General features: G+C 52.6%; 20 protein-coding genes and 1 riboswitch. Of the genes, 11 read left to right on the forward strand and 9 right to left on the reverse strand.

Going from position 1 to position 20,851, the window contains the following annotated elements; translation table 11 throughout:
* Positions 1 to 252: 252 nt before the first annotated feature.
* Together B9P82_RS01595 and nhaC are read left to right on the forward strand one after the other, a co-directional pair.
* The gene (locus tag B9P82_RS01595; RefSeq protein ID WP_101699854.1) at positions 253 to 1,464 is read left to right on the forward strand and encodes a trans-sulfuration enzyme family protein; all 1,212 of its coding nucleotides are present in this window, start codon (positions 253 to 255) and stop codon (positions 1,462 to 1,464) included.
* Between the two features lie 101 nt (positions 1,465 to 1,565).
* On the forward strand, positions 1,566 to 2,945 hold the full coding sequence (nhaC, locus tag B9P82_RS01600; RefSeq protein WP_246842091.1) for a Na+/H+ antiporter NhaC: 1,380 nt from the start codon (positions 1,566 to 1,568) through the stop codon (positions 2,943 to 2,945).
* Between the two features lie 64 nt (positions 2,946 to 3,009).
* On the opposite strand, the gene yvcK is transcribed toward nhaC, so the two are convergent.
* Positions 3,010 to 3,918: a uridine diphosphate-N-acetylglucosamine-binding protein YvcK gene (yvcK, locus tag B9P82_RS01605; protein ID WP_016152345.1), complete on the reverse strand. Its 909-nt coding sequence runs from the start codon at positions 3,916 to 3,918 to the stop codon at positions 3,010 to 3,012.
* Between the two features lie 392 nt (positions 3,919 to 4,310).
* Positions 4,311 to 4,456: riboswitch (molybdenum cofactor riboswitch) on the forward strand.
* On the opposite strand from yvcK, the gene moaA reads away from it, so the two are divergent.
* From moaA to B9P82_RS01640, 6 genes are all read left to right on the forward strand, one after another.
* Positions 4,444 to 5,433: a GTP 3',8-cyclase MoaA gene (moaA, locus tag B9P82_RS01615; RefSeq protein ID WP_016152346.1), complete on the forward strand. Its 990-nt coding sequence runs from the start codon at positions 4,444 to 4,446 to the stop codon at positions 5,431 to 5,433. It overlaps the preceding riboswitch by 13 nt.
* 19 nt (positions 5,434 to 5,452) lie before the next feature.
* Positions 5,453 to 5,965 (forward strand): molybdenum cofactor biosynthesis protein B, encoded by a 513-nt coding sequence (moaB, locus tag B9P82_RS01620; RefSeq protein WP_016152347.1) that lies wholly within the window; start codon positions 5,453 to 5,455, stop codon positions 5,963 to 5,965.
* 2 nt (positions 5,966 to 5,967) lie between these two features.
* Positions 5,968 to 6,453 (forward strand): cyclic pyranopterin monophosphate synthase MoaC, encoded by a 486-nt coding sequence (moaC, locus tag B9P82_RS01625; RefSeq protein ID WP_003035188.1) that lies wholly within the window; start codon positions 5,968 to 5,970, stop codon positions 6,451 to 6,453.
* Entirely contained in the window at positions 6,446 to 6,691 is a 246-nt protein-coding gene (gene moaD, locus B9P82_RS01630; protein WP_016152348.1) for a molybdopterin synthase sulfur carrier subunit, read from the forward strand. The genes moaC and moaD overlap by 8 nt, the downstream gene beginning before the upstream one ends.
* 1 nt (position 6,692) lies before the next feature.
* Positions 6,693 to 7,145 carry a molybdopterin synthase catalytic subunit MoaE gene (gene moaE, locus B9P82_RS01635; protein WP_046274634.1) on the forward strand — a complete coding sequence of 151 codons (453 nt, stop codon included), beginning with the start codon at positions 6,693 to 6,695 and terminating at the stop codon, positions 7,143 to 7,145.
* 41 nt (positions 7,146 to 7,186) lie between these two features.
* On the forward strand, positions 7,187 to 7,891 hold the full coding sequence (locus tag B9P82_RS01640) for a Bax inhibitor-1/YccA family protein (protein ID WP_003831536.1): 705 nt from the start codon (positions 7,187 to 7,189) through the stop codon (positions 7,889 to 7,891).
* A gap of 39 nt (positions 7,892 to 7,930) precedes the next feature.
* Here the strand turns inward: B9P82_RS01640 and B9P82_RS01645 are convergent, their stop codons facing one another.
* Genes B9P82_RS01645 through B9P82_RS01655 form a run of 3 tightly spaced genes read right to left on the reverse strand, consistent with a single transcriptional unit; the run spans position 7,931 to position 10,892 of the window.
* On the reverse strand, positions 7,931 to 8,893 hold the full coding sequence (locus B9P82_RS01645) for a lysylphosphatidylglycerol synthase domain-containing protein (protein WP_016152350.1): 963 nt from the start codon (positions 8,891 to 8,893) through the stop codon (positions 7,931 to 7,933).
* A complete protein-coding gene (gene clsB, locus B9P82_RS01650; protein WP_101699855.1) occupies positions 8,893 to 10,134 on the reverse strand; it encodes a cardiolipin synthase ClsB in 1,242 nt (413 codons plus the stop codon). Before clsB ends, B9P82_RS01645 begins: the two co-directional genes overlap by 1 nt.
* Positions 10,131 to 10,892: an endonuclease/exonuclease/phosphatase family protein gene (locus B9P82_RS01655; protein WP_016156057.1), complete on the reverse strand. Its 762-nt coding sequence runs from the start codon at positions 10,890 to 10,892 to the stop codon at positions 10,131 to 10,133. Before B9P82_RS01655 ends, clsB begins: the two co-directional genes overlap by 4 nt.
* Positions 10,893 to 11,023: 131 nt before the next feature.
* On the opposite strand from B9P82_RS01655, the gene B9P82_RS01660 reads away from it, so the two are divergent.
* Positions 11,024 to 11,434: a YbhQ family protein gene (locus B9P82_RS01660; protein ID WP_016152353.1), complete on the forward strand. Its 411-nt coding sequence runs from the start codon at positions 11,024 to 11,026 to the stop codon at positions 11,432 to 11,434.
* On the opposite strand, the gene B9P82_RS01665 is transcribed toward B9P82_RS01660, so the two are convergent.
* The 5 genes from B9P82_RS01665 to cecR are packed head-to-tail and all read right to left on the reverse strand — an operon-like array spanning position 11,396 to position 17,037.
* Complete coding sequence (locus B9P82_RS01665) at positions 11,396 to 12,502, reverse strand: ABC transporter permease (protein WP_008784194.1); 1,107 nt, start codon at positions 12,500 to 12,502, stop codon at positions 11,396 to 11,398. The two genes, B9P82_RS01660 and B9P82_RS01665, sit on opposite strands and share 39 nt — an antisense overlap.
* Positions 12,503 to 12,512: 10 nt before the next feature.
* Entirely contained in the window at positions 12,513 to 13,646 is a 1,134-nt protein-coding gene (locus B9P82_RS01670) for an ABC transporter permease (RefSeq protein WP_016156059.1), read from the reverse strand.
* Complete coding sequence (locus tag B9P82_RS01675) at positions 13,639 to 15,375, reverse strand: ATP-binding cassette domain-containing protein (RefSeq protein WP_101699856.1); 1,737 nt, start codon at positions 15,373 to 15,375, stop codon at positions 13,639 to 13,641. Before B9P82_RS01675 ends, B9P82_RS01670 begins: the two co-directional genes overlap by 8 nt.
* Positions 15,368 to 16,363 (reverse strand): secretion protein HlyD, encoded by a 996-nt coding sequence (gene hlyD / locus B9P82_RS01680; RefSeq protein WP_101699857.1) that lies wholly within the window; start codon positions 16,361 to 16,363, stop codon positions 15,368 to 15,370. The genes B9P82_RS01675 and hlyD overlap by 8 nt, the downstream gene beginning before the upstream one ends.
* Positions 16,360 to 17,037 carry a transcriptional regulator CecR gene (gene cecR, locus B9P82_RS01685; protein ID WP_016152358.1) on the reverse strand — a complete coding sequence of 226 codons (678 nt, stop codon included), beginning with the start codon at positions 17,035 to 17,037 and terminating at the stop codon, positions 16,360 to 16,362. Before cecR ends, hlyD begins: the two co-directional genes overlap by 4 nt.
* A gap of 221 nt (positions 17,038 to 17,258) precedes the next feature.
* Here cecR and rhlE point away from each other — a divergent pair, with 221 nt between their 5' ends.
* Positions 17,259 to 18,602 (forward strand): ATP-dependent RNA helicase RhlE, encoded by a 1,344-nt coding sequence (gene rhlE / locus B9P82_RS01690; RefSeq protein WP_047415258.1) that lies wholly within the window; start codon positions 17,259 to 17,261, stop codon positions 18,600 to 18,602.
* Between the two features lie 96 nt (positions 18,603 to 18,698).
* Positions 18,699 to 20,849, forward strand: a complete 2,151-nt coding sequence (gene dinG / locus B9P82_RS01695; protein WP_101699858.1) for an ATP-dependent DNA helicase DinG — start codon at positions 18,699 to 18,701, stop codon at positions 20,847 to 20,849.
* The last annotated feature ends 2 nt before the right edge of the window (positions 20,850 to 20,851 follow it).

The raw sequence follows: 20,851 nt of genomic DNA on the forward strand, positions 1-20,851 counted from the left end.
TTATTATCATTTATAATTATATTATTCGTTTTTCTATTGCCATTTATTATTCTTAAAATTAATGCACTCACTCTAATTGATTCTTTGCTGAATTGATTTTTGTTTTTCCACTTTGTGAACCTCATCGTTTTATTCTTTACATTTCTGACGATTCTTTCAGCATTTTGGCAGCAAGAAAAAGGCTGTCATTGTTCCTTTTTTTATAATTGTCCTGTTATAGAAATTTCCCTGACGAAAATATAAAGGAAAATTATGAAAGAGATAATATGCAATTACGCTGAGAATGATTATGCCATTCAGGACGCCATGATATGTTCTGGCGTTGGTGAACAACACCAGAAAAATTTTGGTGCAGTCAGCCCTCCGCTAGTAAAAACCAGTCTGTTTGTGCAGCAGAGCTATCAGCAATACTGTGATGATATGCAGCACGAAGCTGAACGGTACATCTATTCCCGGGGGCTTAACCCAACAACGGAACTGTTAGAGCATAAACTGGCAGCGTTGGAGCGTGGCGCGGCCTGCAAAGTTTTTGGCTCGGGCATGGGCGCGATAAGCGCAACATTGTTTGGCCTGCTGAAAAGTGGTGACCATATTATTCTGGTGAATAATGTTTATGGTCCAACAGTTGTGCTGGTGAAGCAAATGCAACAACGCTTTGGTATTGACTATGACATTGTTCTCAGTGGCGATGTCGAGGATATTCGGCAGAAAATAAAGCCGAATACTCGCATGATATACACGGAATCCCCAGGAACAATGACCATGCGAGTTGTGGATCTGCAGATGATAGCGGAGTTGGCGAAAGAGAATAATATTATTACTGCCATTGATAATACATGGGCTACGCCACTCTTCCAAAAGCCATTGACTCTTGGTTTCGATTTAGTGCTCCACTCTTGTACTAAATATATCGGCGGTCACAGTGATTTAACGGCGGGTGCTGTGGTAGGCGCAAAAGACTATCTTGATATTATTCGTGATTTTTCACATCAGCTTCTTGGCGCAGTGCTGGCCCCGGATAGTGCATGGCTAGTGATTCGCGGTTTACGAACGTTGCCGCTGCGCATGAGACAACATCAGAATAATACCTATGCAATTCTTACTTTTCTCAATAGCAGAGCAGAGGTTGAGAATATCTGTCACCCTCTTATGGCAGATGCAAAACAACGTGAAATTGTTTCACAACAAATGTTTGGTACTTCTGGTCTCATTAGTTTTGAACTTAAAGATGGCAGTTTTGAAAAAGTTAAAGCCATCATTGATAGTTGTAGAATTTTCAAACCGGGGTGCAGTTGGGGGGGATATGAAAGCTTGATTATTTCTCCAAATCGCGGTTATAACCAGGATGTAATATGCAAAGATGGGATGGCGCCTGGTTTAATTAGGATTTCAATTGGACAAGAATCTCCAGAGATGTTAATCGCGGACTTAGAGAATGCGTTTGATTCTATAAAAACATATTAATAGCGGGAAAATAACATGGTAAGCACAAATAAGCAACCGAGCTTTTATGCAGCATTGATGTTATTAGTGGCTATTTCCTGGTTTTCTTTATAGGTATTGGGATTTTAAATTACCCAGTTGAATTTATCTTAATTGTTATTACGATTATTACAGGTTTTTTTGCCAGATACTATGGCGCGGGCTGGAAGGAAATTCTCCAGACTTTTATAGAAAAAATAAAAGATGCCGTCCCTGCAATGTTAATTCTACTGTCGATCGGTATGTTGATTGGATGCTGGATGGTTAGTGGTACCATTCCGTTAATGGTCTATTATGGCCTGGAAATTATCAACCCAGCTTACTTATATCTTACAGCTTTTTTAGTGACGGTTTGCATCTCGACATTTACAGGCACTTCATGGGGTTCCGCAGGAACAATTGGTGTGGCGTTGGTTGCCGTTGCTGCGGCGATGAATGTGTCATTGCCGATTACTGCTGGAGCCGTTATCTCCGGTGCTTATTTTGGTGATAAATTATCTCCTTTATCAGATACCACAAACATGGCCGCGTTAGCTGCGGGGGCTGAGCTTTATCAAAGTATTAGAAATATGTTGTATACATCGGTTCCTGCTTTTTTGTTTGCCTGCCTGTGGTTTTATATCGCGGGGTTAGATTTAAATGTGGTAAATTCAATCCAACTAGATACTATCCCGGTCATGAAAAAAGCGCTAAACTCATTATTCTGGCTTAACCCCTTATTAATATTACCGACATTGCTGGTCTTTATTGGTGCGATAAAAAAATGGGATACCATTATTGTCTTGATCGCATCTTCTTTTTTTGCTCTGGCAATATGCGCAATTTTTCAGCCGTTTACCATGATGGACCTCGTTCAAGCATCGATTAATGGCTTTAATACCAATATGATCAGCAATTTTTCAGATGTCGCGATGAATGAATCTACGACTAAAAATATTAATATATTGCTTAATCGTGGCGGTATGTATTCAATGGTTAGCCCAATTGTGGTTATGCTTTGTGCATTTATGTTCGCTTCGGCACTTGATGTTTCTGGTGGCCTTAATGTGCTGCTTGGGCGACTGGTTAAGAAATTAAAAACGGTGACCAGTACTTTGTTGGCGACAATGTTCACAAGTTCTTTATTAGTTGCCTGCACTGGCAATGCAGTCATCAGTTTCTTTCTGGTGAAGAATATTTATGATCCTTGTTTTAAAAACAAAAAATTGCATATGGTTAATATGTCCCGATCAATGGAGTCTGGAGCCACGCTACTTGAAGGGCTTTTCCCTTGGACAATATCTGGTATGTTCATGGCGAAAACGCTGGGGGTGGCGACGCTGGATTATGCACCCTGGGTTTTGTTCAATTTAAGTTGCCTGGTTATGGCCGTATTCTTTGCCATTCTTGCCCGGTGGTCTAATTTTGGCACAAGATACGAAGAGCCAATATCCGCCGAGCAGGTACCTGTGCTGAGAGGTTAATGCAGTAAGCTACAAGTACAATCCTCATTACGATGAGGATTGTATGCTAATCACGCACTTGGGATTACCCCAGCGCCTGTACCGCTTTCTCCAGCGCGTAATGCAATAGCTGGCGGTCATGGCGGTAGGGAATGTCGCTGGCTTCCAGCACTTCCTGAATAACAACGCGGTCGGTAACGGTGGATACATCCACTTTCGGGCCTACAACCACCGCATCAATCACTTTCCTGCCAACGTACTGTTCAATGATTGCCAGCTTATCGTTAAGCGTCAGGCTGGCTGCTGGCAGGCTTAATTCACGACCCAGATTGCCGATGTAGACCATCGGGGCAGGTGTGCGACGTAATGCCTGCGCCAATTCGTCGAGCAGCAGGAGCGGCATCAGGCTGGTGTAAAAACTGCCGGGTCCGATCAAAATCAAATCCGCTTCGGCGATAGCTTCAACTGCCTCCCGCGTGGTGGGGACTTTTGGCGACAGCATCAGTTCCTGAGGCGGGATGGTGAGCTGATCGATATTCACTTCGCCATAGACTTCATGTCCCTGATCGTCGATAGCCATCAGGTCCACCGGCAGCTCCGACATCGGAATTAAATGCGCGTCAACTTTCAGCAGACTACGAATTAAATTGATGGCTTCCAGAGGCCGCACACTGAGGTGATCGAGCGCCTTTAACATCAGATTTCCGAGGTTATGCCCGGAAAGCTCACCATTACCGCCAAAACGATACTCAAACATGGCGGATGCAACGCTGGGTTGAGTAATTAACTGGTTCAGACAGTTACGCATGTCTCCCCAGGCAATGCCTCCTTCAGAGCGACGAATACGACCTGTCGACCCGCCGTTATCGGTCGTGGTGACGATCCCCGTCAGGCGTGAACCTAAAGGGGAAAGAGAGGAGAGAACGCGTCCCAGTCCATGCCCTCCGCCGAGAGCGACAACGCGGTCCAGATCTGCCAGCGTGCGAGTGCGCATATATTTTCCTGATATCAATTGATCGGCGCTACAGTAACGTAAATAGTGTGTTTTCAGCAATTATCCAGGCGGAATCTGGCGTAATTTTTTTCTGCGATCTACTCCTTTCTGACGAGATGCACCTGCCGGCAAGATGATGTATATCAATGCAAAACTGTGGTTTTTGCTTATTCTGTAGCGAAATTGCACGATCATGTCGCTATGTATGTGTTTATACAACGAAAGTGTACATGGCAAAAGCGTCATTTACACGCTAGTATCGGCATAACCACAATGTACTCTGAATAATTTGAGTTGCAGGAAGGCAGTGAGGGAGAAAATCCCCCGTAAGCGGACATAAGTACGTGACTGGGGTGAACGAACAAAGCCCACGCATCTGCAATTTGAAGTATGACGAGAATAAACACTCTAGCCTCTGCACCTGGGTCAAATGATACGGTGCTTTGGCCGTGACAATACTTGAATAAGTTTGTCACCAGGGCGCAGGAAGAAATGACTACGTCTCCCGTATTTGGAAAGGTGTACATGGGCTCTCAACTTACCGATGCTTTCGCACGTAAGTTTTACTACTTACGTTTGTCGATTACCGATGTGTGTAACTTTCGTTGCACCTACTGCCTGCCGGATGGCTATAAGCCCGGCGGTGTCACCAATAACGGCTTTTTGACCGTTGATGAAATTCGCCGCGTTACGCGCGCGTTCGCCAGTCTGGGAACGGAAAAAGTGCGTCTGACAGGGGGCGAACCTTCATTGCGTCGCGACTTTACCGACATTATCGCCGCCGTGCGCGAAAACCACGCCATCCGTCAGATTGCGGTGACCACTAATGGTTATCGTCTGGCGCGTGATGCCGCTGCCTGGCGCGATGCCGGACTGACCGCACTTAACGTGAGCGTCGACAGCCTCGATGCCCGTCAGTTTCACGCCATTACCGGGCAGGACAAATTTCAGCAGGTGATGGCAGGCATTGACGCCGCCTTTGATGCGGGTTTTGAAAAAGTGAAAGTCAATACCGTGCTGATGCGCGACGTAAACCATCATCAACTGGACACCTTCCTGGCGTGGGTTCAGCCCCGTCCTATCCAACTACGCTTTATTGAACTGATGGAAACGGGCGAGGGCAGCTCTCTCTTCCGTAAACACCATATCTCAGGCCAGGTCCTGCGCGATGAGCTGCTGCGTCGCGGCTGGATCCACCAGATCCGACAGCGCAGCGACGGCCCGGCTCAGGTTTTCTGTCATCCTGACTATGCTGGTGAAATTGGTCTGATCATGCCTTATGAGAAAGACTTCTGCGCCACCTGCAACCGTCTGCGCGTTTCCTCTGTCGGCAAGCTGCATCTGTGTTTATTTGGTGAAGGCGGCGTAAGCCTGCGTGATTTGCTGGAAGATGACGCTCAGCAGTCGGCGCTGGAAGAACGCATTTCAGCCGCGCTGCTGGAGAAAAAGCAGACTCATTTCCTGCATCAGAACAATACCGGTATTACGCAAAACTTATCTTACATTGGCGGCTGATCGCTAAAAGGAGTTTTTCATGAGTCAGGTAAGCGCTGAATTTATCCCGACACGCATTGCTATTCTCACTGTTTCCAACCGTCGCGGCGAAGAAGATGACACCTCCGGCCATTATCTGCGTGACTCGGCGCAAGAGGCGGGTCATCAGATTGTCGACAAGGCGATTGTCAAAGAGAACCGCTACGCCATTCGCGCCCAGGTTTCTGCATGGATTGCCAGTGAGGATGTGCAGGTTGTGCTCATTACAGGCGGCACGGGCTTAACCGAAGGGGACCAGGCGCCAGAAGCGCTGCAACCGCTGTTCGACAGAGAAGTCGAAGGGTTTGGTGAAGTATTCCGTATGCTGTCGTTTGAAGAGATTGGCACCGCGACGCTGCAATCCCGGGCGATTGCCGGAGTGGCCAACAAAACGCTGATTTTCGCCATGCCTGGGTCGACTAAGGCGTGTCGTACCGCATGGGAAAATATCATTGCGCCGCAGCTCGATGCCCGTACGCGTCCGTGTAATTTCCACCCACATTTGAAGAAATAAGTATGTCGCAACTGACTCATATTAACGCCGCTGGCGAAGCGCATATGGTGGATGTCTCCGCCAAAGCGGAAACCGTACGCGAGGCGCGTGCAGAAGCATTCGTGACCATGCGTAGCGAAACGCTGGCGATGATTATCGACGGCAGCCACCATAAGGGCGACGTTTTCGCCACGGCGCGTATTGCCGGTATTCAGGCCGCCAAACGGACCTGGGATCTTATCCCGCTGTGCCATCCGCTGATGTTGAGCAAGGTTGAAGTTAATCTGCACGCCGAGCCGGAACACAACCGCGTACGCATTGAAACGCTGTGTCGCCTGACCGGGAAAACCGGCGTCGAAATGGAAGCGTTAACGGCGGCCTCCGTGGCGGCGTTGACCATCTACGATATGTGCAAAGCGGTGCAAAAGGATATGGTGATTGGTCCGGTGCGTTTGCTGGCTAAAAGCGGTGGCAAATCGGGAGATTTTAAGGTGGATGCGCATGATTAAGGTTCTTTTCTTTGCTCAGGTACGGGAATTGGTGAACACGGATGCGATAGAAGTCGCCGCTGAGTTTGCAACGGTAGAAGCGCTGCGCCGGAGTCTTGCGGCAAAAAGCGATCGCTGGGCGTTGGCGCTGGAAGACGGCAAGCTGCTGGCCGCGGTAAATCAGACGCTGGTCAGTTTTGACCATCCCCTTAATGCGGGTGACGAAGTGGCTTTCTTCCCACCGGTAACCGGAGGCTAAGATGGCTGAAACGCGAATTGTTGTTGGTCATGCGCCGTTCAGCGTCGGGGATGAGTATCCCTGGCTGGCCGAACGCGATGAAGATGGCGCGGTGGTCACTTTCACCGGTAAAGTCCGCAATCACAATCTCGGCGATAGCGTGCAGGCGTTAACGCTGGAACACTATCCGGGAATGACCGAAAAAGCGCTGGCGGAGATTGTCGACGAAGCGCGTGCGCGCTGGCCGCTGGGACGAGTAACGGTCATTCATCGCATTGGCGAACTGTGGCCGGGTGACGAAATCGTTTTTGTTGGCGTGACCAGTGCGCATCGCAGCAGCGCGTTTGATGCCGGGCAGTTCATTATGGATTATCTGAAAACCCGCGCACCGTTCTGGAAGCGCGAGGCCACGCCAGAAGGTGAGCGCTGGGTTGATGCCCGCGACAGCGATAAGCTAGCAGCAAAACGCTGGTAGAGTACAATTGGTGTAGGCTCATACTGATTCAGGAGATTGTCATGGACCGATTCCCACGATCCGATTCTATTGTACAGGCCCGTTCCGGCCTGCAAACGTATATGGCGCAGGTGTACGGCTGGATGACCTGCGGACTGTTGCTGACGGCGTTTATCGCCTGGTATGCGGCAAATACGCCCGCGGTGATGATGTTTGTCTTCTCCAGCAAAATCACCTTCTTTGGACTGATCATCGCCCAGCTAGCGCTGGTGTTCGTCCTGTCCGGCATGGTGCAAAGGCTCAGCGCGGGAATGGCGACCACGCTGTTTATGCTCTATTCGGCATTAACCGGACTGACGCTATCAAGCATTTTTATCGTCTATACCTACTCGTCTATCGCCAGCACCTTCGTGGTCACCGGCGGGATGTTCGGGATCATGAGTTTGTACGGCTACACCACCAAACGCGATCTCAGCGGTTTCGGCAATATGCTGTTTATGGCGCTGATCGGTATTGTGCTGGCCTCGCTGGTTAACTTCTGGTTGAAGAGCGAAGCGCTGATGTGGGCGGTGACCTATATTGGGGTGATTGTGTTTGTCGGCCTGACCGCTTATGACACGCAGAAGCTGAAAAATATCGGTGAGCAGATCGACCTGCGTGACAGCTCCAATCTGCGTAAATACGCAATTCTTGGGGCCTTAACGCTGTATCTGGACTTCATCAACCTGTTCCTGATGCTGCTGCGTATCTTCGGCAATCGTCGTTAACTCTCTGTTGCCGGATGGCGTAAGCCGCCATCCGGTGAATCATTTCGCCATCGCCTTCTCGTTTTTTACCCGCAACTTTTTCGCCCGACTCTCCAGCAGCAAATAGCACATCAGCGCCAGCAGCAGCGGAATAAAATAGTACAGCACGCGATACGCGAGCAGGGCGGCAATGATTGTCCCCTGAGAGGTATTCTCTCCTGCCAGCAGCGCCATAAAGACCGCCTCCAGCACGCCAATCCCCGCCGGAATATGCACGATAACACCGGCAATACTGCTCACCAGCAGCACGCCCAGCACGAAGAAATAGTTGATATTCTGACCCAGCAACAGCCAGATAATCGCCCCCATTACCATCCAGTTAGTACCGGATATTGCCATTTGCGCGAGGGCAAATTTCCAGGAGGGCAGCACCAGTTTTTGGCCCTTGATGGTGATGTGGCGATGTTTAGCGAAAGCGCAAAACCACAGATAAACAACAATCATCAGCAGCAGCGCAATGCCTAAGAGGCGTAGCGTACCTTCATCGATATACCAGTGCGCGGGCAGTTCAACGACGCCGAAGGTGAAAATAAAACCGCCCAGCAGAATATAGCCCAGCCAGTTGGTGGTAATGCTCAGTGAAAAAATACGCGTAATTGTGCTCCCCGGTAACCCGAGACGCGAGTAGAGACGATAACGCATCCCAATACCGCCCACCCATGTGCTTAACGTCAGGTTGAAGGCGTAACAGATAAACGACACCAGCATGACCTGGCGTTTTGCCAGCTTGTGCCCGCAGTAGTAGCGCCCGAGCAAGTCATAGCAGCCGTAAAGTAAATAACTGACGATCACCAGCCCTACGGCGCTGAGCAGGGCGATCCGATTGTAATCGCGAATTACCGTCCATACTTCCTGCCAGTTGACCTTACTGGCATAAACGACCAGCAATACGATGACCGCAATAAAAAATAGCCATGTGAGGATCTTTTTCGCTAAGCGCCAGCGTCGGTGGTTTTTTGGCATCAGGTTTCCCCTCCTGCATCCTCAGTTGGAATACGATCCTGGGTTTCCAGAGTTGGCTGTGCGGGTGGTTCTACCTCGGCCAGATGCGGGGTATGCGCCGGTAGCCAGCCGACCAGCGCCGGGAAGTGGCGTAAAAAGTGGAAGGCCAGCACGCTTTTGGTCAGGTTCCACCAGGTGCGTTTTGGCAGCATTGATTCATCAACTCGCTTGCAGTCCTGCGCAATAATGGGGTTCAGGTTGTCACGCAGGGTCTGGTTAAACGTGCGGTCATGAATAATAAGATTTGCCTCCAGATTGAGCGACAGACTGAGCGGGTCGAGATTGCTGGAACCTACCGTCGCCCAATGATCGTCCATCAGCGCGACTTTACCATGCAGGGGCTTACGCCGGTATTCATAGACATGGACGCCGCCTTTAACCAGATAGTTATACAGCAGGCGGGCACCCACTTTCACAATCGGCATATCCGGTTCACCCTGGACGATGAGTTTTACCCGAACGCCGCGTCGCGCAGCTTTTCGTAGGGCATGCAGCAGGCGATAACCCGGAAAGAAATAGGCATTGGCAATGATCACTTCTCGCCGGGCCTGGGTCAGCATTTTCAAATAGTGGCGTTCAATATCATCGCGATGCTCTTCGTTATCGCGCCAGACAAACAGCGCCTGCGCTTCGCCAGGCCGATGATTCTCAATTGCCCGGTGATGACGTCGCCACCAACGTCGTACGGCGCTCTGTCCTGGTAAGTTATCCAGCACGAATTTCAGGATGTCGGCCACGACAGGACCTTCCACGCGAACGGCGTAATCCTGCTTGGCCTCGGGACCGTAATCAGACATGTGTTCAGCGGAATAATTAATACCGCCGACAAAGGCAATACGATCATCAATGACCACAATTTTGCGATGCATACGGCGAAAGAGATTGGTGCGCATACCGAACAGACGCGGGCGCGGATCGTAGTAGCGGAAAATAACGCCAGCTACGGTCAACTCTTCGACAAAACTGTCGCTAAGATCCGGCGAGCCGTAACCGTCCAGCAGCACCTCTGCTTTGATTCCGCGCTGGGCGGCGCCGAGCAAGGCGGCATGCAGCTGTTTTCCGACCGCATCTTCAAACCAGATAAAGGTCTCAAGGATAATTTTTTGCTGTGCCTGTTCAATGGCGTCAAAGACGGCGGGATAGTATTGATCGCCATTTTCCAGCAGTTGAATTTGATTGCCTTCACGCCAGCCATTTTTCATAAATGAATCTCCGCACTCAGGGGGGCATGATCGGACAAATGTCGCCAGTGACGCAGCGCCAGCGTCGTTGGGGTACTGGCATTCGCGTTTTTCACATAGATCCTGTCCAGACGCAGCAGGGGAAACTGCACCGGAAACGTCCGCGCCGGGCGACCGTGGGCGCGGGTAAAAATCTCGTCAAGGCCGGCCCTGGCTTTCAACGGGTGATTGGCCGTTTGCCGCCAGTCGTTAAAATCTCCGGCGATCACCACAGGCTCCGCGTCGGGCAGGGCATTGACCCAGTCAGCCAGCATAGCGAGCTGGGCCTGACGGTGTGCTTCACGCAAACCGAGATGCACGCACATGACATGGATTGGGTGCGAGAGCATTGGCGGCACGATGCGGCAGTAGAGGACCCCGCGCTTTTCACTCGCGCCGACGGACACATCGCGATTTTCATAATGTTCAATGGGATAACGCGACAGCACCGCGTTACCGTGATGCCCTTGCGGGTACACGGCGTTACGCCCGTAGGCGAAGTCGCTCCACATGGTGTCCGCCAGAAATTCGTAGTGGGTGGTATCCGGCCAGTTCTCAATCTGCAGCGAGTGAGCATCGTGCGCGCCCATAACTTCCTGCAGGCACACAATGTCTGCCCCGACCGTTCTGACAGCCTCCCGTAGTTCAGGCAAAATAAAACGCCGGTTGAAGGCGGTGAACCCTTTGTGAGTATTAATGGTGAGCACATTGAATGAAAATTGAACTCCCGATCCGCTCATGAGCCTCCCGTTGGCGTCACTTCCTAAATAAAATAGTGTAGTCGTCGTCACAAAAAGATGCGGTGTTGCGGAATTTTCCGTAAAGTCCGGTACTCTGAATAATTAGTTGAAAATCCTTCAGGAGAAAAGCCATGAGGTGGCAACAACGTGTTCGTGTCGCAACGGGTCTAAGTTGCTGGCAGATTGTGTTGCATTTACTGGTAGTGGCGTTGCTGGTAATGGGCTGGATGAGCGGTACGCTGGTGCGCGTCGGCCTGGGATTATGCGTCGTTTACGGCGTAACGGTTTTATTAATGCTGGCCTTGCAACGTCACCATGAACAGCGCTGGCGCGACGTAGCTGATGTGCTGGAAGAGCTGACTACCACGTGGTATTTCGGTGCCGCGATGATCGTACTGTGGTTGCTGTCGCGCGTGCTGCAAAACAACGTCTTGCTGGCCCTGGCGGGGCTGGTGATCCTTGCCGGACCCGCCGTGGTCTCGCTGTTGGCGAAAGACAAAAAGCTACATCACCTTGCGTCTAAACATCGCATACGCCGCTGAGCCGGTCGTGGCCGCTATTACCAACAGCGGCCACAAACTTCCCCACACAATCTGCAGACTCGCATCCTTCAGGTAAATCTGTTTCGTGATGTCCGTAAAATGGCGGATTGGGTTTATCCACGTCAGATTCTGTAGCCAGACCGGCATATTTTCGACCGGCGAGACGTAGCCTGAAAGTAAAATCGCCGGCATCATAAACACAAACACGCCGATAAACGCCTGCTGCTGGGTGGCGCACAGTGATGAAATCAGCAGACCAAAGCCGACCAGCGACAGCCCGTAAATCACCATCGTGAAATAGAACAGCCCCAGTGAACCGGCAAAGGGGATGTGATAAGCCCAGATGCCGATCGCCAGCACAATGGTGGCCTGAAACGTTGCCACAATTAACGCGGGCACCGCTTTACCGATGAATATCTGCCAGGTGGTAAGCGGGGAGACCAGCAGCTGATCCAGCGTGCCTTGCTCGCGCTCGCGGGCAACCGAGAGCGAAGTGACGATCATGACGCCGATGGTGGTGATCATGGCGATCAGCGACGGAACCACAAACCATTTGTAATCCAGATTCGGGTTATACCAGTTACGCACCACCAGCTCGCTGTTGTTCGGTTTCGGCTTGCCGTCCATCAGCTCCTGCTGATACTCCTTAACGATCTGCTGCAGATAATTCGCGGCAATTTGCGCACTGTTAGAGTTACGCCCGTCGAGAATAATCTGCATGGGAGCCTGCTGGAAGGTATCCAGATTACGCGAAAAGTTGGCCGGGAAGCGCACCAGCAACAGGGCTTTTTGCGTGTCGATGGTGGGCTGGATCTCCTGCGGGCTTTTCAGCAGCAGAACGTGCGTAAAGGCGCTGGCGCGAGCGAAGCGCTGGGTTAGTTCCACCGAATGTTTACCGTTGTCTTCGTTATAGATAGCGATAGTGGCGTTGGTGACTTCCAGCGTGGCCGCGAACGGGAACAGAATAACCTGAATCAGCACCGGTAAAATCAGAATGGCTCGCGTCTGCGGTTCACGTAACAGCGATTGCAGCTCTTTACGAATTAATGTCCATAAGCGATGAAACATGCCCGTCCCCTTAATCCAGCCGACGTTTGGTTTTAAGCCACGTCAGGCCAATAAACATCACTGCCGAAGCGATTAAAAACAGCACGTTGATAATCAGCACCACCGGAATATTTCCCGCCAGAAACAGGCTTTGTAGGGTGCTGACGAAATAACGAGCCGGAATAATATAGGTTACTGCCCGGATAATCGCCGGCATGCTGTCTATCTGGAAGATAAAACCCGACAGCATAATCGAAGGCAGGAAGGCGGCGTTTAGCGCGACCTGCGCGGCGTTAAACTGATTGCGGGTGATGGTGGAGATAAGCAACCCCATGCCGAGCGTGCTGAGCAGAAACAGACTGGTAATGAAAAACAGGATCAGCAACGAACCGCGATAAGGCACGCCGAGAATGAACACCGACACCAGCATACACAGCAGCATCGCCAGCATGCCCAGAAAGTAATAGGGGATCAGTTTGCACAGCAGCAGTTCGACGCGGGTGACTTCGGTAGACAACAGCGCTTCCATGGTTCCGCGCTCCCATTCGCGCGCCACCACTAATGAGGTGAGGATAGCGCCAATAACCGTCATGATGATGGTTACTGCCCCGGGAATAATAAAATGTTGGCTGATGGCCGCCGGGTTAAACCAGTAGCGGGTCTGCACGTCGATCAAAGGTTCAAATGATTCTCCGCGATCTTCCGCCCGCTGTTGTTGCCAAATCTGCCAGATGCCTTCGACATAACCCTGCACAAAGTTAGCGGTATTTGGTTCACTGCCGTCGGTGATCACCTGGATCGGCGCCACGTCGTTGGGTCGCGCCATCTGCTGGGCGAAATCCACCGGGATCACCACCAGCCCGCGAATGCGCCCGGCCTGCATTTTCTCAATCAATTCCTGACGGTTATCGCTGATGGTGGCGTCAATATACGGTGAACCGGTCATGGTATGGGTAAAATCCAGCGCCTCTTCGCTTTGCTGTTCGAGCAGAATCCCTACCCGCAGCTTGCTGGAGTCGAGGTTGATCCCGTAGCCGAAGATAAACAGCAGCAGCAGCGGGATCACCACCGCAATCAGCCAACTGCTGGGATCGCGGACGATCTGGCGCGTCTCTTTCACGCACAGTGCGCGTACGCGACGCCAGGAGAGAACGGAGTTACTCATGCGTATGCTCCTTATCCCAGTCATTGATTAGCGTGATAAACGCCTGTTCCATGGTCGGGTCTGGCGTCTCACTGTCAGCAGCCTGAGCTTTCAGGTCGTCCGGCGTACCGCTGGCAATCAGTTTTCCGCGATACACCAGCCCGATGCGATCGCAGTATTCTGCCTCATCCATAAAGTGGGTGGTCACCATCACCGTGACGCCTTTTTCCACCATGCTGTTGATATGTAACCAGAACTCCCGACGGGTGAGAGGATCGACCCCGGAAGTGGGTTCATCGAGGAACAGAATGTCGGGTTCATGCATCAGCGAACAGGCCAGCGCCAGGCGCTGTTTAAAGCCCAGCGGCAGTTCGTCGGTGGCGTGGGAGGCGATACTCTTCAGGCCGAATGCCTCGCTCATCCGCTCGATTTTCTCCTTCTGCGCCCGACCGCGCAGGCCGTAGACGCCGGAGAAAAAGCGCAGATTCTGTTCAACCGTCAGGTTGCCATACAGGGAGAATTTCTGCGCCATATAGCCCAGATGCTGGCGCGCTTTACCGGAGCTGACCTTCAGGTCCATGTCCAGCACCAGCGCTTTACCCGAGGTGGGGACGAGCAGGCCGCACATCATTTTAAAGGTGGTGGATTTGCCCGCGCCGTTGGGTCCTAACAAACCAAAAATCTCGCCGCGCTGCACGGCAAAGTCTACGTGGTCGGTAGCGGCAAAATCGCCAAATTTTTTGGTCAGCGCTTTGGCTTCGATCACCGTTTCACCTGGCGTGCCTTCCACGGTATGCAGGATAGCGCCCAGCGGGGACTCCGATGTTCCGGCCCCGCCGAGTAAATCGATAAAGGCATCCTCGAAGCGGGGGGCGGTTTCGTTGATGGTTATCTCCGGCATGCCGTCAGCGTTTTGAATCTGCTGGGCCGTCGCTTCTTTTTTCAGGATTAAGCGGACGGATTTCCCCTGAATCATCCCGTCGCTAACCTGCGGCAGTTTTAACGTGCGTTGCAGCAGTCGGCGGTTATTTTCCTGCGAACTGCTCATCAGGAAGATGCGACCCGACATGGTTTGCGTAAGCTGAGTGGGATCGCCCTGATACAGCAATTCACCTTCGTTCATCAGCAGCACATCACGGCATTGTTCAGCTTCATCCAGATACGAAGTGCTCCAGAGGATCAGCATACCGTCCCCGGCCAGCTCATGAACCATTTGCCACAGTTCGCGACGGGAAATAGGGTCGACGCCTACGCCAGGCTCATCCAGCAGTAACACGCTGGGTTCACCGACCAGCGTACAGGCAAGTCCGAGCTTCTGTTTCATGCCGCCGGAAAGCTTGCCGGCCAGTCGTCCGGTAAACGGCCCCAGCGAGGTAAATTCCAGTAGCCGGGCAAAGGTTTTTTCTCGCGCTTCACCGGTAACGCTACGTAAATCTGCATAGAGATTAAGGTTCTCCATGACGGTCAAATCTTCATACAGACCAAATTTCTGCGGCATGTACCCCAGTACCGCATGCAGCGCGCTGTCGTCTTTGATGGGATCAAAACCAATTACCGTTGCGCTACCGGCGTCGGGTTTCAACAGCCCTGCCAGCATTCGCATCAGCGTGGTTTTGCCAGCACCATCCGGCCCGACCAGCCCGGTCACGTAGCCCGCATGAACGGTACAGTCGAGCGGGGCGACGGCCGGTTTATCCATTCCGGCAAAGTTTTTCGTCAGTCCATTCAGCGTAATGACGGCGTCATTCATGCCGTGCCTCATCGCTGAACTTTATCGTTACCGGCATTCCCTGGCGCAGCGCATCGTCCGCGTCGGTCACCACAATACGCAGGCGATAAACCAGGTCGGTGCGCAGGTCAGGGGTCTCGACTGTTTTTGGGGTAAACTCGGCGGTGGGCGACACGAAGCCGATTTTACCATGATACGGTTTGTCCGGACGGCCATCGGTGTAAAGCAGGATTTCGCGTCCTGGCTGCGCCTGGCTCAGATTTCGTTCGTCAACGTAGGCACGAACCCATACCGGACGCGTGAGTGACAGCGTCAGTACCGTGCCCCCTTCGTTCAACATGCTGCCGGGTTCGACCGCACGGGTGAGTAACGTGCCGTCAGACGGCGAGGTCAGCGTGGTGTCATGCAAATTAAGCTCTGCCTGGGCCAGCTCGGCCTGAGCTTGTTCGAGCGTGGCTTTCGCCTGCTCGATGTCCTGCACACGATTACCGCTGCGGTATTGGCTGAGTTTATCCTGTGCGGATTTCAGAGAGGCCAGAGCCTGATCGCGTGATGAACGGGCGTTTTCCAGATCGTTGGCGGAGATAGTGCGGCTTTTCCACAATCCCACCTGCCGATTGTAAAAGTTTTGCGCGTAATCATAGGCTGCCTGCGCCTGTTTGACTGCCGCTGCGGTTTGCGCGATCTCTTCTTCACGATACCCTGCCAGCATCAGATCGTATTGCGCCTGGGCGGCGGAAACATTCGCTTTTGCCTGCATTAATGCGTTTTCATACGGTGCACGGTCCAGTTCGCCCAGCACCTGACCGGCGGTAATGGCATCGCCTTCGTCAACCGCCAGCGAGGCCAGCCTGCCGCCGACGCGAAAACTCAGGTTGACGCTACGGATATCGACATTGCCGTACAGCGTCAGACCGTTATCTTGCCGACTTTGATACCACCACGTTCCACCGGCAATCACGGCAACGAGGGCCGCGATGACCAGCCCGAGAACGACAGGTTTTTTCATGACTCCAGACTCCTTTGCGTTAAACCTTGCAGAATAAGATCGATGTGACAGGTGATCGTTTGGTCAATCAGCGCGGTTTTATCCTCATCAAATTGTGACCAGCCCGTACGCAACAGAATGGTTTCTTTCCCCAGACGAAAGGCCAGTACCTCGCCGAGTAGGGCGTGGGTGTGCAGGATCATTTGGGTATCGTTGGCATCGCCGCCGGTATAGGCAGCAATCAGGCGCGTCAGGTGAGTATGCAGCGGATTGATAACCTGGTCGTGCACCAGTTGATAAGCCGCGGTGGGTGAAAGCTGTTCGCGCGAAATAAATTTGCTCAGGTTAACGGTATCGTCCTGGGTTAACAGCATGATCATATTTTTGCAGGCGCGGAGGATCAGTTCGCGCATCGCGCCACGATCCGGTTCCGGCTGAGCAAACAGACGCTCGGCTTCTTCAGCATGCGGGCGAAACTGTGAGCCGATAAAATCCGCAATCCACTGGGCGCAGGCGAGATATAAATCCTCTTTTGAGCCAAAATAGTAGGTGATGGCAGCAATATTTTGCCCGGCCTGCGCGGCGATATCGCGAGTAGTGGCGTGCAGACCATACTCGCCAAACTGCGCCAGCGCGGCGGCAATGAGCTGATTTTTCGCCTGTTCACCTTTGGTTGTCATGGTGGGTGTATTCATAGCACGACTCAGATCTTAATCAATCGATTGATTAAGATTATGACTGATGTGTAACCTTGTCCAGTCCGGACCGTTATTTTTCAGCGCAGGGATAATTTATGCGGCACATCACAAAAACTGCTACACTCCGCCCCTTCATGACATTGTGGTTTTTGTCATCTTTATTATATGTATCTCCCTGAAAACGACACCGGTAACGGTCAGGGTGGTTCGGAGTTGTTATGTCTTTTGATTCCCTTGGTTTAAACCCTGATATTTTACGTGCCGTTGCCGAGCAGGGTTACCGTGAACCTACCCCTATTCAGCAGCAGGCGATCCCTGCCGTGCTGGAAGGCCGCGATCTGATGGCCAGCGCCCAGACCGGTACGGGGAAAACTGCAGGTTTTACCCTGCCGCTGTTGCAGCACCTGATTACCCATCAGCCGCATGGCAAAAGCCGTCGTCCGGTGCGTGCGCTGATCCTTACGCCAACTCGCGAACTGGCGGCCCAGATTGGCGAAAACGTACGTGATTACAGTAAGTATCTGAATATTCGCTCGCTGGTGGTCTTCGGCGGCGTGAGCATTAACCCGCAGATGATGAAGCTGCGCGGCGGTGTGGATGTGCTGATCGCCACGCCTGGTCGTTTGCTCGATCTGGAACACCAGAATGCGGTGAAACTGGATCAGGTTGAGATTCTGGTACTGGATGAAGCTGACCGCATGCTGGATATGGGCTTTATTCATGATATCCGTCGCGTTCTGGCGAAACTGCCGGCAAAACGCCAGAACCTGCTGTTCTCAGCAACGTTCTCTGATGATATTAAGTCGCTGGCCGAAAAGCTGCTGCACAATCCGCTGGAAATCGAAGTGGCGCGCCGTAATACCGCGTCAGAGCAGGTGACTCAGCACGTTCATTTCGTTGATAAAAAGCGTAAACGTGAACTGTTGTCGCAGATGATCGGTCAGGGCAACTGGCAGCAGGTGCTGGTGTTTACCCGTACCAAACATGGTGCGAACCATCTGGCGGAACAGCTGAATAAAGACGGCATTCGCAGCGCGGCGATCCACGGTAATAAATCTCAGGGGGCGCGTACGCGTGCGCTGGCTGATTTTAAATCCGGTGATATTCGTGTGCTGGTGGCGACCGATATTGCCGCGCGCGGTCTGGATATTGAAGAGCTGCCGCACGTGGTGAACTACGAGCTGCCAAATGTCCCGGAAGATTACGTGCACCGTATTGGTCGTACCGGTCGTGCGGCCGCTACCGGCGAAGCGTTGTCTCTGGTGTGCGTCGATGAACACAAGCTGCTGCGTGACATCGAGAAGCTGCTGAAAAAAGAGATCCCGCGAATTGCGATGCCAGGCTACGAGCCAGACCCGTCCATCAAAGCCGAGCCGATCCAGAATGGTCGCCAGCAGCGTGGCGGCGGTGGTCGCGGCCAGGGTGGAGCAGGGCGTGGCCAGCAGCCGCGTCGTCAGGATGGCGGTGCGCCAAAAGCGAAACCGCGTAGCGGCGAAGGCAAACCGGCGGGCGATAAGCCTCGTCCACCGCGCCGTCCGCGCAAACCGTCTACAGCGCAGTAATTGCGAGCCCGGCCGAAAGGTCGGGCTTTTCTTTTTGCGACACGTATCAGAAAGTGTCACAATAGTGGCTGTTTATACAGTATTTCAGGTTTTCTCATGGCACTAACGGCTGCGCTAAAAGCGCAAATTGCCGCCTGGTATAAGGCGCTTCAGGAACAGATCCCCGACTTTATTCCCCGTGCGCCCCAGCGGCAGATGATTGCTGACGTCGCGAAAACGCTCACCGGGGAAGAAGGGCGGCATCTGGCGATTGAAGCGCCGACCGGGGTGGGGAAAACGCTGTCGTACCTGATTCCCGGTATTGCCATAGCGCGTGAAGAACAAAAAACGCTGGTGGTCAGTACCGCCAACGTTGCTTTACAGGATCAGATCTACAGCAAAGATTTACCGCTGCTGCGCAAAATTATCCCCGATCTGCGTTTTACCGCCGCGTTTGGTCGCGGGCGTTATGTCTGCCCGCGTAATTTAGCGGCGCTGGCCAGTAGCGAACCCAATCAGCAGGATCTGTTGGCCTTTCTCGACGATGACCTGACGCCCAACAACCAGGAAGAACAAAAGCGCTGCGCCAGGCTAAAAGGCGATCTCGATAGCTACAAGTGGGACGGGCTGCGCGATCACACGGATATCGCTATCGACGACGGACTCTGGCAACGCCTGAGCACTGATAAAGCCAGCTGTTTGAATCGTAACTGTCACTACTATCGTGAATGTCCCTTTTTTGTCGCCCGCCGTGAGATTCAGGAAGCCGAAGTGGTGGTGGCTAACCACGCGCTGGTGATGGCGGCCATGGAAAGCGAAGCTGTTTTGCCGGAGCCGAAGAACCTGCTGCTGGTTCTTGATGAAGGTCACCATTTGCCGGACGTCGCGCGTGATGCGCTGGAGATGAGCGCAGAAATCAGCGCCCCCTGGTATCGACTGCAGTTGGATCTGTTTTGCAAATTAGTGGCCACCTGCCTGGAACAGTTTCGTCCAAAAACCACGCCGCCGCTGGCGAATGCCGAGCGTCTGAACGGTCACTGTGAGGAACTGTATGAGCTGATTTCATCGCTCAATAACATTCTTAATCTGTACATGCCTGCGACCCAGGAGGCGGAACACCGCTTCGCGATGGGCGAACTGCCTGCGGAAGTGATGGAGATTTGTCAGCGTCTGGCGAAGCTAACAGAAATACTGCGCGGTCTGGCGGAACTGTTCCTCAACGATCTCAGCGAAAAAACCGGCACCCACGATATTGTGCGTCTGCATCGGGTTATTTTGCAGATGAATCGGGCGCTGGGCATGTTTGAGGCGCAAAGCAAACTGTGGCGGCTGGCTTCGCTCGCGCAGTCGTCAGGCGCGCCGGTGAGTAAATGGGCGACGCGCGAAGTGCGTGACGGGCAGATCCACGTCTGGTTCCACTGTGTGGGGATCCGTGTGAGCGATCAGCTTGAACGACTGCTGTGGCGCAGCGTACCGCATATTATCGTGACCTCCGCCACGCTGCGTTCGCTCAACAGCTTCTCGCGTTTGCAGGAGATGAGCGGGCTGAAAGAAAAAGCAGGGGACCGGTTTATCGCGCTGGATTCACCGTTTAATCACGTTGAGCAAGGCAAAATCGTCATTCCGCAGATGCGCTACGAACCGTCAATTGATAACGAAGAGCAGCATATCGCGGAAATGGCCGCCTATTTCCGCGAACAGCTGGAAAGTAAAAAGCATCAGGGCATGCTGGTACTCTTTGCCAGCGGTCGGGCAATGCAGCGTTTTCTTGAGCACGTTACCGATCTGCGTCTGCTGTTGCTGGTACAAGGCGACCAGCCGCGCTATCGACTGGTGGAGCTGCACCGCAAGCGGGTGACCAACGGCGAGCGTAGCGTACTGATCGGGCTGCAATCTTTTGCCGAAGGTCTGGATTTGAAAGGCGACTTGCTGACCCAGGTGCATATTCACAAAATTGCTTTTCCGCCTATCGACAGCCCGGTGGTGATCACCGAGGGCGAGTGGCTGAAAAGCCTGAACCGCTACCCCTTTGAGGTGCAGAGCTTGCCCGCGGCATCGTTCAATTTGATCCAGCAGGTTGGGCGACTCATTCGTAGCCACGGCTGCTGGGGAGAAGTGGTTATTTATGACAAGCGTTTATTGACCAAAAGCTATGGCAAGCGTTTACTGAACGCATTACCCATATTTCCGATAGAGCAACCTGCTGTGCCAGACGTTATAGTAAAACCAAAAGAAAAAGCGAAACCCACGCGTCGCCGTCGGCGTTAACG

It is taken from the genome of Citrobacter sp. L55, from assembly GCF_002850715.1.
Taxonomy (GTDB): Bacteria; Pseudomonadota; Gammaproteobacteria; order Enterobacterales; family Enterobacteriaceae; genus Citrobacter; species Citrobacter braakii.

Coding starts and splice junctions, on each gene's coding strand:
- moaA (WP_016152346.1), top strand. CDS start 4,444: ATGGGCTCTCAACTTACCGATGCTTTCGCACGTAAGTTTTACTACTTA.
- B9P82_RS01660 (WP_016152353.1), top strand. CDS start 11,024: ATGAGGTGGCAACAACGTGTTCGTGTCGCAACGGGTCTAAGTTGCTGG.
- clsB (WP_101699855.1), bottom strand. CDS start 10,134: ATGAAAAATGGCTGGCGTGAAGGCAATCAAATTCAACTGCTGGAAAAT.
- moaC (WP_003035188.1), top strand. CDS start 5,968: ATGTCGCAACTGACTCATATTAACGCCGCTGGCGAAGCGCATATGGTG.
- B9P82_RS01595 (WP_101699854.1), top strand. CDS start 253: ATGAAAGAGATAATATGCAATTACGCTGAGAATGATTATGCCATTCAG.
- B9P82_RS01645 (WP_016152350.1), bottom strand. CDS start 8,893: ATGCCAAAAAACCACCGACGCTGGCGCTTAGCGAAAAAGATCCTCACA.
- B9P82_RS01665 (WP_008784194.1), bottom strand. CDS start 12,502: ATGTTTCATCGCTTATGGACATTAATTCGTAAAGAGCTGCAATCGCTG.
- rhlE (WP_047415258.1), top strand. CDS start 17,259: ATGTCTTTTGATTCCCTTGGTTTAAACCCTGATATTTTACGTGCCGTT.
- hlyD (WP_101699857.1), bottom strand. CDS start 16,363: ATGAAAAAACCTGTCGTTCTCGGGCTGGTCATCGCGGCCCTCGTTGCC.
- B9P82_RS01675 (WP_101699856.1), bottom strand. CDS start 15,375: ATGAATGACGCCGTCATTACGCTGAATGGACTGACGAAAAACTTTGCC.
- B9P82_RS01670 (WP_016156059.1), bottom strand. CDS start 13,646: ATGAGTAACTCCGTTCTCTCCTGGCGTCGCGTACGCGCACTGTGCGTG.
- dinG (WP_101699858.1), top strand. CDS start 18,699: ATGGCACTAACGGCTGCGCTAAAAGCGCAAATTGCCGCCTGGTATAAG.
- yvcK (WP_016152345.1), bottom strand. CDS start 3,918: ATGCGCACTCGCACGCTGGCAGATCTGGACCGCGTTGTCGCTCTCGGC.
- moaD (WP_016152348.1), top strand. CDS start 6,446: ATGATTAAGGTTCTTTTCTTTGCTCAGGTACGGGAATTGGTGAACACG.
- B9P82_RS01655 (WP_016156057.1), bottom strand. CDS start 10,892: ATGAGCGGATCGGGAGTTCAATTTTCATTCAATGTGCTCACCATTAAT.
- moaB (WP_016152347.1), top strand. CDS start 5,453: ATGAGTCAGGTAAGCGCTGAATTTATCCCGACACGCATTGCTATTCTC.
- moaE (WP_046274634.1), top strand. CDS start 6,693: ATGGCTGAAACGCGAATTGTTGTTGGTCATGCGCCGTTCAGCGTCGGG.
- cecR (WP_016152358.1), bottom strand. CDS start 17,037: ATGAATACACCCACCATGACAACCAAAGGTGAACAGGCGAAAAATCAG.
- B9P82_RS01640 (WP_003831536.1), top strand. CDS start 7,187: ATGGACCGATTCCCACGATCCGATTCTATTGTACAGGCCCGTTCCGGC.